Here is a 12635-nt window from a genome sequence, read left to right on the forward strand (position 1 = left end):
TAGCTAGCCAATCGATTGAGGAGTAGCAACAACAGCATGAACATATTTGATCGATTAAGCATGATTGGGTTGGGTTTGCAGGCCACCAAACAACTTTTTGCCCTCAGCGAACATGCAACCGTTGACGATAGCGCCCTAGAATCAACTGACGCTGCCGATTTGCTGCCAGTTGGTGCATTGTTGGTGCCAGTTACCGATAGTTTGGTCAAGGTGGCGGTGCTGTATGGGCTGAGTGGCCTGAGTGCGTTGATGAATGCCAACTCAAGCAAAGCCGAGACCAAAGCAGGCTGGGGTGCGTTTCAAAAATCGCAGCTTAACGCAGGCCAAGTTTGGCGAATTCTCAGCTATAGTTTGGTTCACCCGAGCTTCGCTGCGGCCCTTCGTGAAGGTGCTGCCGTCAGCATTTTGGGCACAGCAACCACCCGCTTCCAATCGTTTAGTCTCGCCTTTTCAGCAGTACGGCTGGGTATTTTTGTGCCACTGCTGGTGACCGCGCCCCAAGCTGACGACGATGCTGTGCTGACGAATATGTCTGGTTCTTCCTACTGTTTGTTGGGGGTCTTTTTGGCTTCGCTGGCAACCGATCGCCAGCGCTTGACCTTCCGCTCGCAACAAGATGTCTTGGCTGCAACTGCTTTGGGTGTGCTTTGCTCGCAGATGTTATCGGGGCTGTTGCAATCAAAAGGTTCTGCCCGCAAAGCTGGTTTGGCCTCGCTGGGCGCAGGAGTCATCAGCACCTTGATTATGCAGATCGTGCGACGAGTTAACGCTAATAAACCTGAATAGTCATAAATAATCCCAAAACCTAGTTTGGGAGACCAATAGGGTGCTCGCTAGGCAACGAAGCCGACGCTAGCGCCATGAATATGCTTGCGCCATCTGCTGCCGCATCTCACCCCTGGCGTACTATCAACCTGAAACACCAGGTTGCTCGGTGAACAATTGTTCTAACTGAACATAACGTTTGCCGCCAATTCCTCGTTCCATCATGCGGTCGAGGCTTCCAATGCTGAAAACGGTCTATCACACATGAACCTCAACGGAGCAGCTTGATGATTATTCTTGAAACCAAGGAATTGGCCAAAAGTTTTCGGGTGCGTGGACGCTTAGTCGAGGCCGTCAAAGGTGTAACGATGAATGTCCAAGCAGGCGAGATTTTTGGATTTCTCGGGCCGAATGGGGCCGGTAAAACGACCACGATGCGCATGTTAACGACCTTGCTCAAGCCAAGCAGTGGTCAGGCAACGATTGCTGGCATCGATCTGTTACAACATTCGCGCCAGGTTCGCGAAAAAATTGGCTATGTGAGCCAAGCTGGCGGCGCTGAGGGTGCTTGTAGCGCTCGCGAAAATTTGATTTTACAAGCCCGTTTTTATGGCATAACCCCTCACGATGCCAACGTTCGAGCCAACGAATTATTGGCAGCGCTTGATCTTGAACAGATTGCTGATCGCCCAAGTAGCAGCTACTCCGGGGGGCAACGCCGCCGCCTCGATTTGGCCTTGGGTATGGTGCATAAACCCAAATTGCTCTTGCTTGATGAGCCGACTGCTGCGCTTGATCCGCAAAGTCGGGCTTGGTTGTGGGCTGAGGTGCGCCGCCTGAATGCCGAGGGCACAACGATTTTTATGACCACCCACTACCTTGATGAGGCCGACGCACTCTGCCAACGCTTGGCGATTATTGATGATGGTCGGATTGTGGTTGAAGGTACACCCGATGCCCTCAAACGCCAGATCGTCGGTGATACGATCACCTTGGGCTTGCAATTTCAACCTGAAATCGGTCACACCGTTCAAGATCTGTTGCAACAGCAGAGCTATATCCATTCGCTGGAATATGCTGAGCAAACAATTCGCTTGGTGGTTGATCGCGGCTCCGAGGCCTTGCCATTAATTTTGCGGCTGATCGATGATGCCAATGTGCAAGTTCAAACCGTCGAACTTTCGCGCCCTTCGCTGGATGATGTTTTTCTTAAGCAAACTGGTCGTTCATTACGCGAGTCTGCCAACTAGCTCGAGGATATTCAATGCAATCGCTACGTGATACATGGCTGCTGTTTAAACATTATCTCACCATGACCATGCGCAACCCAGTAATGGTGATTGTCGGCCTTTTTCAACCAGTGGTGCAATTGTTATTATTTGCACCCTTGTTAGAGCCAATTGCTGGGACTGAGGGCTTTCCCGAAGGCGGCGCAATCGGAGTTTTTACCCCAGGTTTGCTGGTGATGTTGGGCATTACTGGCTCGTTGTTTGTGGTATTTGGCTTTATTGCCGAGTTACGGGCGGGCGTGCTTGAGCGCATGCGGGTTACGCCGCTGAGCCGTTTGGCGCTGGTGCTTGGACGTTTGCTGCGCGATGTCACGATGTTGCTGCTGCAAGCCTTGGTGCTGGTTGGCGTGGCATGGCTGATGGGCTTGCGGGCTGATCCTGCTGGCGTAGCACTTTCGCTGTTGATTGTGGTGCTGCTGGGCTTGTTGGTTTCTTCATGCTCATATGCGGTTGCGCTCATTTTGCAGGATGAAAACACAGTTGCCTCGTTGCTCAACTTTTTGATCTTGCCAATTTTGCTGCTTTCAGGCATTACCCTACCGCTCACTTTAGCGCCCGATTGGATTCGCAATGTCGCGGGAGTTAATCCATTTGCCTATGCTGTTGATGCCTCGCGGGCCTTGTTTATTGGCCAACTTGAGCATCCGGCGGTTTGGCAAGGCTTTGCAGTGATGGGCGTATTGTCGTTCTTGGGTGTTTTTTGGGCGGTGCGCTCCTTTCGTCAAGGCGTGGCCTAGTTGCGCTCCCTCACCCCCTAGCCCCCTCTCCCGCCCGCGAGGCGAGGGGGAACCATCAAACCAAACGCCCCTCGCCCACCGCAATGCGAGAAGGATTAGGATGAGGTATCTAACAACTGACCCCTACCGCCGTGGGAGAGGGTAAGGGAACTTAACAGCGATTTCACCATAACGGGGAGTATGATCGAATGGCGACGATTGTTATCAGTATGTTTCCCGAAGAAGGCCATCTTATTCCTAGTTTCAAGCTTGGCAAGAGCTTAAAAGCCCAAGGTCATCAGGTTTATTATTTAGCCTTGGCCGATTTTGAGGAGTATATTCGCAAGCAGGGTTTTGAATATTTGCCCTTGTTTGCTGAGGATTTTCCCAAGGGCTTTCGTGCTCAGCAAACCGAGCGAATTGCGAACACCCGTGGCCGAGCCTTTTTGAAAGAGGTTTCACAAACGGCGTTTTATCTCAAGTTGTTTCAAACTGTACATGAAGATCAAAATCCAATCAAGCGTAGTTTGTTGGAAATTGGGACAGATTTATGTCTTTTTGATGGATTTTTGGCCCCGCTGAGCCTTATGGCGCGGCATGCTGGGCTGGAAGTAATTAGTCTGAGTATTAATATTAATCTTCCGCAGGCCGCCAATTATCCGCCAGTTGTCACCAATATTGTGCCCGATAACACGCCTGCCTCGCTCTCTAAAGCTGGCATGGCTTGGAAATTTAGTGGGCTAGCAATCAAAATAACCAACCTTTTGATTGGCTACAATTTCCAGAAAAAGCTAACCGAACTGGCAACCCACTTTGGGTTTTCAGCCGATTTAGTTGTGCCAGCGGCCCTCTTTCCACGCTTGCGACCCCAACTTGAGATACCCGAACTCGTGCTTTGCCCGCAAGCCTTTGATTTTCCACGGCCAAGCGTTGAGCAAGGGATTTTCTACTGTGAGCCATCAATCGATCTTGATCGCCAAGAAGCGGCCTTTGATTGGTCGCAGATTGACCCCAACAAGCCGCTGATTTTTTGTACCTTGGGCAGCCAAAGCCATATCTACAAGCCAAGTCGGCGCTTTTTTCAAACCGTGATCGACACCATGCGCAGTCGCCCCGATTGGCAATTGATTATGGCGCTCGGCCAGAAATTTCAAGCCCATGAATTTGCCAATGTGCCAGCCAATGTGCAGTTGCTGCAATGGGCTTCGGTCGAGCAAATTTTGCCGCGCACCAGCGTGATGATTACCCATGGCGGGGTTGGCACGATTAAGGAATGTGTCTATTTCAACGTGCCAATGGTGGTTTTTCCAGGCAACCGTGATCAACCTGGCTATGCGGCGCGGGTTGTTTACCATGAGCTAGGTTTGATGGGTTCGATGGGGAAAGTTTCGGCCCAAGCGCTGGAAACCATGCTCAACCAAGTGATTCAAAATCCTAACTTTAAACAACGAGTTACGGCAATGGGCGAGGAATTTCGCGCCTTGGAAGCTGCTAGCCCAGCGCTGGAATTAATTCAAAGCAAATTACCGCATACCCGAACCGTTGCCTCGTAACCTTGCCCCTAGGCAGTGCCGCCTCTGGTGCTCAATTAAGGCTGATTCCTAGGTTATTTGTTTGCGATCAACTGAGGTGTTTGCTGATTGAGGTTGGCAGCGATGCCACTTCCAGCGATCACCCCGTAGGCTTTGCTTTGTGCCAATGTGCTGATATTGAAGGTTGGTCGGCCCAACCATGAATTGATAAGGAAAAGATACAGCAGATGAATATTGCCCAGCATATTGAAAAAGCGCGACTTCACAGCCCCAACAAGCTAGCGCTGATTTTTGAACATACCCACTATAGCTATCAAGAACTTGATCAACAAGCCAATCAAGTTGCTAATGGCCTAGCCCAACTTGGCATTCGGGTTGGTGAACGCGTCGCGCTTTTTTTGCCCAATATTCCTGAATTTATGGTTGGCTATCTTGGCATTATTAAACTCGGTGCAATTGCCGTTTCGTTGAATGTGCAACTTCAGCGCGACGAGATTAAATTTATTATCAACGATAGCCAAGCTACAGCGATGATCACCACGCCCGAATTAGCCCAACGTGTGCCAACTGCTGAATGCCCAAGCCTCAAGCATGTGCTCGTTACTGATTCAGCTGATGCATCGACAAGTTTAGCCAGATTAATTGAATCAGCGCCCAAGGAATATCAAGCTCGGGCTATGCAACCACATGATCCAGCTGCGATTGTTTATTCATCGGGTACGACTGGCTTTCCCAAAGGTGTAACCCTCTCGCATCATAATATTATCTCGAATATGCAGGCTAAAAATCGCTATTGTGATATGCGCTCAAGCGATAGCTTATTGCTGTGCGTACCACTTTTTCATTGTTTTGGCCAAAATGCGATTTTTAATAGTGCCCTGAATGCTGGAGCCACGATTGTATTACACCGCAGCTTTAATCTTGATTTAGTGTTGCGTTCAATTCAAACCGATCAGGTGACGATGTTTTTTGGTGTACCAACGATTTATCTGTTGTTATTGAATAAAACTGAGCCTGAGCAATTTCATGCTGTGCGCTATTTCTTCTCAGGAGCCGCAATTTTGCCCGTTGAAATTGCTCAACGTTGGTATGCGAAATATAAATTACCAATTCATGAAGGCTATGGCTTAACTGAAACCTCACCATTTGCTGCCTATAACCATATCTCCAACTATAAACTTGGCTCGGTTGGCGTACCAATTGAGCAAGTTGAGATAAAAATCGTCGATATTGAAACTGATGTTGAAGTATTGCCCGATGAGGTGGGGGAAATTATTATTCGTGGCCCAAACGTCATGTTGGGCTATTGGAATAACCCAACTGCAACCGCACAAGCAATTCGCAATGGCTGGTTTCATACTGGCGACCTTGGTAAAAAAGACCAAGCTGGTTATTTATTTATCGTTGATCGTTTGAAAGATATGATCAACGTGGCTGGGATTAAAGTGTATCCCGCTGAAGTCGAAAACGTCATCTATCAATTACCCGAGGTTGCTGAAGTGGCGGTCTATGGGGTTGCCGATGCGATTACTGGCGAACGAGTTGAAGCCCAAATCGTGTTTAAACCCAAGCAACAGCTACCAATTCAAGCAATTATCGCGTTCTGTCGCCAGCATATGGCGAGCTTTAAAGTGCCAACCGCCATCAAAGTCGTTGATTCAATTCCCAAAAACCCGACCGGCAAAGTGTTAAAGCGGCTCTTACGCAACGAGGCTGGAGCCTAAGTTCGAAAGGTTTAGGACATGTTAGAGCGACTATCGACAAATTCAACGTTGGAGAACCAAATGCGCCACCAAGTAACCCTAACAGGTGCAGGCCTAACCATTGAGGACGTTGTTCGCGTGGCTCGCCATCATCAACCTGTTGGGCTAACCGATAACCCCGAGATTTTGCAGCGAATTGAGGATTCGTGTGCTTACATTAACGATGCTGTCAAAGCTAGCAAGCCTGTGTATGGTGTAACAACTGGCTTTGGCGGTATGGCCGATGTGGTTATTTCGTCCGAGGAAGCTGCCGATTTGCAGAATAATGCCATTTGGTATCACAAAACTGGCGCTGGCAAATTGTTGCCCTTGGCCGATGTACGGGCGGCGATGTTGCTACGCGCCAATTCGCATATGCGCGGAGTTTCGGGCATTCGCTTGGAAATTATCCAACGCATGATGACGTTTTTGAATGCCAATGTCACGCCGCATGTGCGCGAGTTTGGCTCAATTGGGGCTAGCGGCGATCTTGTGCCATTAATCAGCATTACCGGAGCCTTGCTTGGCACAGATCCCGCCTTCCGCGTCGATTTTGATGGTGAGAATATTGATTGTCTTGAGGCTTTGGAACGGCTCAACTTGCCACGCTTGGAATTATTGCCCAAAGAAGGCTTGGCCATGATGAATGGCACATCGGTGATGACTGGGATTGCTTCGAATGTGCTGCATGATGCGCGGATTTTGCTGGGCTTGGCACTCAATATCCATGGGTTGATGATTCAAGGTTTGCAAGGCACCAATCAATCATTCCACCCGTTTATTCATCAGCATAAAGCCCATACTGGTCAAGTTTGGGCCGCCGACCATATGCTACAAATTTTAGAAGGCTCGGCGTTATCGCGCGATGAGCTTGATGGACGACATGAATATCGCGAAGGCGATTTGATTCAAGATCGCTATTCATTGCGCTGTTTACCGCAGTTTTTAGGGCCAATTATTGATGGCATGGCCTATATCACCCATCATTTGCGGGTCGAAATCAACTCGGCCAATGATAATCCTTTAATTAACACCGAAGCTGGCGCAAGCTATCATGGCGGCAATTTCCTTGGTCAATATATTGGCGTGGGCATGGATCAATTGCGCTATTACATGGGCTTGATGGCTAAACACCTTGATGTGCAAATTGCCTTGTTGGTTTCGCCACAGTTCAACAATGGCTTATCGGCCTCGTTGGTTGGCAACACCGACCGCAAGGTCAATATGGGCCTCAAAGGTTTGCAAATTTCGGGCAACTCGATTATGCCAATTTTGGGCTTTTTGGGTAACTCGTTGGCTGATCGGTTTCCAACGCATGCTGAGCAATTTAACCAAAATATCAATAGCCAAGGCTTTGGTTCGGCCAATTTGGCCCGCCAAACGATCGAAACCTTGCAACAATATATTGCGATTGCCTTGATTTTTGGGGTGCAAGCGGTCGATTTACGCACCTTCAAGCGCACTGGGCACTATAACGCAGTTGAAACGCTTTCGCCGATGACCGCCAAGCTCTACAGTGCGATGCGTGAAGTAGTGGGTAAGCCGATTTCGCACGAACGCCCCTACATTTGGAACGACAACGAGCAAGCTTTAGAACAACATATCAGCGCGATTGTCAGCGACATCACCAACGATGGAATTATTCCCCAGGCAATTCAAGAAACCTTAGATAGTTTGCGCTCAATTATTTTATTTGCCTAATATTCGCTTAAACAGCTGAATCAAGCAGTTGCGCCAATTTCTAGCCTGTTATGGCAGAAATTGGCGTAATCGGTTAATCGAGTCATTCAGCTACAAAAACTCCACAAATGTGCCCAAAAAAGCCGAGCTTTTTAGATTGTGTTTATATCCACCATCGCCGATACTAGCCTTGCTGTTACTTTGGCTGTGGAGGGTTTATGGGTTCTTTTGTCCGTGGATTGCTGGTTATGGTGAGTTTCGTGAGCCTGCTGGGTTTGATGTTGCCCGCCCAAGCAGCGAGCCTGCAAACCACCTTTGTGGTAACAACGGCGGATGATGATTTTATTGCCGATAATGGCACATGTTCGTTGCGCGAGGCGCTTTATGCCGCCAATACCAACCAAGCCTATGATGCATGCCCAGCTGGTGGGGCGAATGATACGATTCAGCTCGCGGCGGCAAACTATCGTTTAACCCGTACTGGCATGAATGATGAGACTGGTGTGCTTGGCGATTTGGATATTTTGAGCGATTTAACGATTACTGGGGTGAGTTCGGCCACCACGATCATTGATGGCATGGAAAGTGATCGTGTGTTGGATATCTACACCGCAACCGTTACCCTGAACAATCTACAAATTCGCAATGGTTTTGTGGATAACGATGATGAGCTTGGGCGCTATTACGGCCATGGCATTTTGCAACGCTATGGCAATCTGCAGATTCAATCGAGTTTGATTGAACGCAATGGCTTGCTGCGTTCGACGATGCTGGCAAACAATTATGGTGGTGGCATTGCTAGCCTGAATGGAACCCTCAGCATCGTCGATAGTACCATTCGGAGTAATGCTTTACGCTCATATGTTGATGGGTTTGATGAAGGTAGTGGTCATGGAGCCGGCTTATACATCAGTAGTCAAGCGGTTACTATTACCAATTCGCTTTTTGATAACAATCAGCGTGGTTTTGGGCCGGCGATTTATATGATCAAGGGCAATTTAAGTCTGCTGAATAGCGTGATTCAACGTTCATCCGATAGTCATCAAACCTCGGCTGCGATCAATGTGCTGGGTGGGCAGCTAAGGATAACGGGTGGTGGGTTGTTGAATAATACGCCACAGGGCTTGTCGCTGCGCGGAGCAAGTAGCGCCACGCTTGCTGATACCACCTTTGTTGGAAATGGCTCTAGTGATCCGAATGCCCGTGAATGCTCGCGTGGTGGAGCAATTTATAACGCGGCAACGCTTTCGATTATGCATAGTCGCTTTATTGGTAATTATGCTGATCTCGGCGGAGCACTCTATCAGCATGCTGGGAAGGCAACGCTGCTTGATAGTGAATGGGTTGAAAACCGTAGTAGTGGTGGTGTTCGGAATGATGAAGAGTGTTTTGGTTATGGTGGCGCAATCTACCAAAATTTAGGTGTGGTAACGCTTGACACCAGCACGATCGCCCATAATTACTCGTTTCATACTGGTAGCGGGATTGCCCAACTCCAAGCGACCGCCATAATGACAATTACCAATTCAACGATTGTTTCTAATACCAATCGCTACTATGAATATGATCCGGAATATCCAGATATGCGAACGGCGGGTCTCTATGCAACTGGCCGCATGAGCCTAGGCAATACAATTGTGGCCAATAACTATAATACAAGTGTAGCTGATGCCTATGATTGTATGGGCACGGTTCTGAGTCTTGGCCATAACCTGTTGGAGCATCCCCGCCCGCAAGCAATGTATCAATGTATCTTTCAAGCGCAAGCGAGTGATCAACTTAATCTTGACCCGATCCTCGATCAATTTGATTTTCATTCGGGCACAACTCGGAGTTATAGCCTTAATCCGCTAAGTCCAGCGATTGATGCTGGTGCTGATTGTGGCCCGTTTGATCAGCGCGGAATTCCCCGCCCACAAGATGGTGATGGCGATCTGCAAGCGGTTTGTGATATTGGCGCATTTGAATATAGTTTGCCTGCGCCAACCCGTTTTATGCTGTTTGCACCCTACATTAGCCAATAGTTAAACAATCAGGCGGGGATGTTTGATTCATCCCCGCCGAATGGGTTGCCTAAAACCGTTAAATTTAGGGCTTAGAGTTCATCACGTTCAAGCCATTTGGCAATGCTGGTGGGTGCTTTAAAATTCAGCACATCGTGCAATACTTCATCAAGCGTGCTGCGAATTGAAATAAACCGCCGATGTTCAGGAGCCACAAAACCCTCAGTCACCGCTCCTTCGATAAAGGCCAGCAGCGGGTCATAGTAGCCTTTGACATTCCAGACCACAATTGGTTTGGCGTGGATGCCAAGCTGGGCCCACGTTAAAATCTCAAATAATTCCTCGAACGTGCCTAAACCACCTGGTAGCGCGATAAAGGCGTTTGAACGTTCGGCCATCATGGCTTTGCGTTCGTGCATGCTGCGCACCACGAATCGCTGCGATAAGCGCGGATGGGCTACTTCCTTCAAAAACAGGCCATCGGGAATGATGCCTTCAACATAGCCACCAGCTGCTAGCGCACTGTTGGCCAAGATTCCCATTAAGCCGTTCGAAGAGCCACCATAGACTAAGCCTAAACCCCGTTGGGCTGTGGCGATACCGAGTTCCCTAGCTGCGTCGCTATAGTCGGGCTGCGCTCCATTGCGCGAACCACAGAACACACACACATTAAATTCTGGACGTTTAATCGTCATACCAATGCTGCTCCTTGTGTTGTTCCCTGCGGCAGACTTTATCATAGCATGGAACCGCCTGAGCTTATTGCAATAGGCTGAAATTCATTTTTTGCCACTCCACAACGTTAGATTAATAGCCCACAAATTAACCCTTGAGCAGGCTGGGGCGGTCTGCTATGCTGCCCAAGCCGTTGCGAAATAAAAAAGGAGCAGTGCATGGCTTTTCATTCTGATCAAACGCTACCGACTATGCGAGTTGCTCGCCGAATTATTGCTGGATTATTGTTGTTGGCTGTGGTTATTGGGTTGGCGCGAGTTGGGCGGTTTGTCCATGCCCAACCAGCCCAATCAGCGAGCCTCCACGCAAGCGATTGGCAAGCTATTAGCGAACTGTTACCCCCCAACCAACAAGCCTATCTCAAGGCCTCGAATACCAATCTTGGCGATCTGTTTAGCTCAAGCGTGGCGATCGATGGCAATACAATTGCGATTGGTGCGCCCAATGAATCAAGTTCGGCAACTGGAATTAATGGCAATCAACAGGATAATAGTGTCATTAGTTCAGGTGCAGTTTATATTTTTGTGCGTACTGGGACCACCTGGAGCCAGCAAGCCTATATTAAAGCCTCAAATCCCGATTTCAATGATCTATTCGGTCATAGCGTGGCATTGTCTGGTAATACCTTGGTGGTTGGGGCGGTCAATGAATCAAGTGAGGCCACCGGAATTAATGGCAACCAAACCGATAACAGCGCGATGAATGCTGGGGCCGTTTATGTGTTTGTGCGCAGTGGCACGACTTGGAGCCAGCAATCCTATCTCAAAGCTTCAAATGCTGAAGCCTTTGATCAATTTGGCTGGATTGTCGCGCTTGATGGCAATACCTTAGCGGTTGGGGCTAATCTTGAATCGAGCAATGCGACTGGAGTTAATGGCAACCAAGCCGATAATAATGCTGTCCGTTCAGGAGCAGCCTATATATTTGTGCGCACTGGCACGACCTGGAGCCAACAAGCCTATCTCAAAGCCTCAAATACCGAGGCCAACGATAATTTTGCGATGGCACTTGACCTAAGCGGCGATCGCTTGGTGGTTGGGGCGGTCAATGAAGATAGTGCTGCCACTGGCATTAATGGTGATCAATCCAATAATGATGCAGCTAGTGCTGGCGCAGCCTATGTTTTTGTGCGCAGTGGCACGACCTGGAGTCAGCAAGCTTACCTCAAAGCCTCAAATACCGAGGCCAACGATTTCTTCGGCGAGAGCGTGACGATCGATGACTCAACCGTAGCAGTTGGCGCATGGTGGGAAGATAGTTCGGCTACGGGCGTTAATGGTGACCAAAATAATAATAATACGACCTTTTCAGGAGCAGCCTATGTCTATAGCTTTGATGGTATGAGTTGGAGCCAGCAAGCCTATATTAAAGCCTCAAATACTGATACTGAAAATTATTTTGGTCATGCATTGGTGTTGCGTGGCGATCGGCTGATTGTTAGCGCCTATGCTGACGATAGTGCGGCCATTGGCATCAATGGTGATCAACAGAATGCTGATGCTGGCGGTTCTGGAGCGGCTTTTGTCTTTGCACGAGTTGGTACGGTGTGGAGCCAGCAACACTATTTGAAAGCCTCGAATACTGGAGTTGAAGATACTTTTGGCTATACCATGGCAACCGATGGTTTAAGTTTGGTGGTTGGTGCAAGGTATGAAGATAGCAATGCAACCGGAATAGATGGCAACCAAGCTGATAATAGCGCCGATTTGTCTGGTGCGGCCTATGTGTTTAGCCTAGCACAATCGGTTGCCTATTTACCATTGGTCTTTAAACGGATGACGACCCTGATTGCTACGATTAATCCTAATACGATTCCGATTCGCCCGATCACTGTTCAAGGCGAAACCTTTTTGAGCTCAAGCTTTATATTGCCCAGTGATTTGCCTGCAACTGGTACGTATTATCTTTCGGCGAGTCCGACGAGCGTTATGCCGAGCTTAGTTGATGATGCGGTGGTATTGTCTGCCAACAGCACCCAGATTTTTCGCCATGAATATTCAACCCCTAATTCAGCGATTGTAACTGTGCCCTATGCGACCCTCGCTCCGTATGCTGGCCAATCAATCACTGTTCAATTTAATGATGTTTATGGCAGCGTGGTTCAGGCCTCGCCAATGTATCTGATTTGGGTTCCATAAGATTGATTGCTATGGTAGGCTAAGAAGACAAGTGC

General features: G+C 48.7%; 9 protein-coding genes. 8 read left to right on the forward strand and 1 reads right to left on the reverse strand.

Annotated features, from left to right (window positions below):
• Positions 1-36 precede the first annotated feature (36 nt).
• The 7 genes from DEF47_RS23785 (at position 37) to DEF47_RS23815 (ending at position 9748) form a co-directional block, all read left to right on the forward strand.
• On the forward strand, positions 37-786 hold the full coding sequence (locus tag DEF47_RS23785) for a rhomboid family intramembrane serine protease (protein WP_012189954.1): 750 nt from the start codon (positions 37-39) through the stop codon (positions 784-786).
• A gap of 266 nt (positions 787-1052) precedes the next feature.
• Positions 1053-2015, forward strand: a complete 963-nt coding sequence (locus DEF47_RS23790) for an ATP-binding cassette domain-containing protein (protein WP_012189953.1) — start codon at positions 1053-1055, stop codon at positions 2013-2015.
• 14 nt (positions 2016-2029) lie between these two features.
• Positions 2030-2791 carry an ABC transporter permease gene (locus tag DEF47_RS23795; RefSeq protein ID WP_012189952.1) on the forward strand — a complete coding sequence of 254 codons (762 nt, stop codon included), beginning with the start codon at positions 2030-2032 and terminating at the stop codon, positions 2789-2791.
• 188 nt (positions 2792-2979) lie between these two features.
• Positions 2980-4323: a glycosyltransferase gene (locus DEF47_RS23800; RefSeq protein ID WP_012189951.1), complete on the forward strand. Its 1344-nt coding sequence runs from the start codon at positions 2980-2982 to the stop codon at positions 4321-4323.
• 206 nt (positions 4324-4529) lie between these two features.
• Positions 4530-6026, forward strand: coding sequence for a class I adenylate-forming enzyme family protein (locus DEF47_RS23805; RefSeq protein WP_012189950.1), 1497 nt, complete (start codon positions 4530-4532; stop codon positions 6024-6026).
• A gap of 60 nt (positions 6027-6086) precedes the next feature.
• A complete protein-coding gene (locus DEF47_RS23810) occupies positions 6087-7745 on the forward strand; it encodes an HAL/PAL/TAL family ammonia-lyase (RefSeq protein ID WP_012189949.1) in 1659 nt (552 codons plus the stop codon).
• Positions 7746-7942: 197 nt separating this feature from the next.
• Positions 7943-9748, forward strand: coding sequence for a CSLREA domain-containing protein (locus DEF47_RS23815; protein ID WP_012189948.1), 1806 nt, complete (start codon positions 7943-7945; stop codon positions 9746-9748).
• A 71-nt stretch (positions 9749-9819) separates the two neighbouring features.
• On the opposite strand, the gene DEF47_RS23820 is transcribed toward DEF47_RS23815, so the two are convergent.
• Complete coding sequence (locus DEF47_RS23820) at positions 9820-10422, reverse strand: LOG family protein (protein ID WP_012189947.1); 603 nt, start codon at positions 10420-10422, stop codon at positions 9820-9822.
• 198 nt (positions 10423-10620) lie between these two features.
• On the opposite strand from DEF47_RS23820, the gene DEF47_RS23825 reads away from it, so the two are divergent.
• The gene (locus DEF47_RS23825) at positions 10621-12600 is read left to right on the forward strand and encodes an FG-GAP repeat protein (RefSeq protein WP_012189946.1); all 1980 of its coding nucleotides are present in this window, start codon (positions 10621-10623) and stop codon (positions 12598-12600) included.
• Positions 12601-12635 lie beyond the last annotated feature (35 nt).

The sequence above is a fragment of the Herpetosiphon sp. genome (assembly GCF_003512625.1).
Taxonomy (GTDB): Bacteria; Chloroflexota; Chloroflexia; order Chloroflexales; family Herpetosiphonaceae; genus Herpetosiphon; species Herpetosiphon aurantiacus.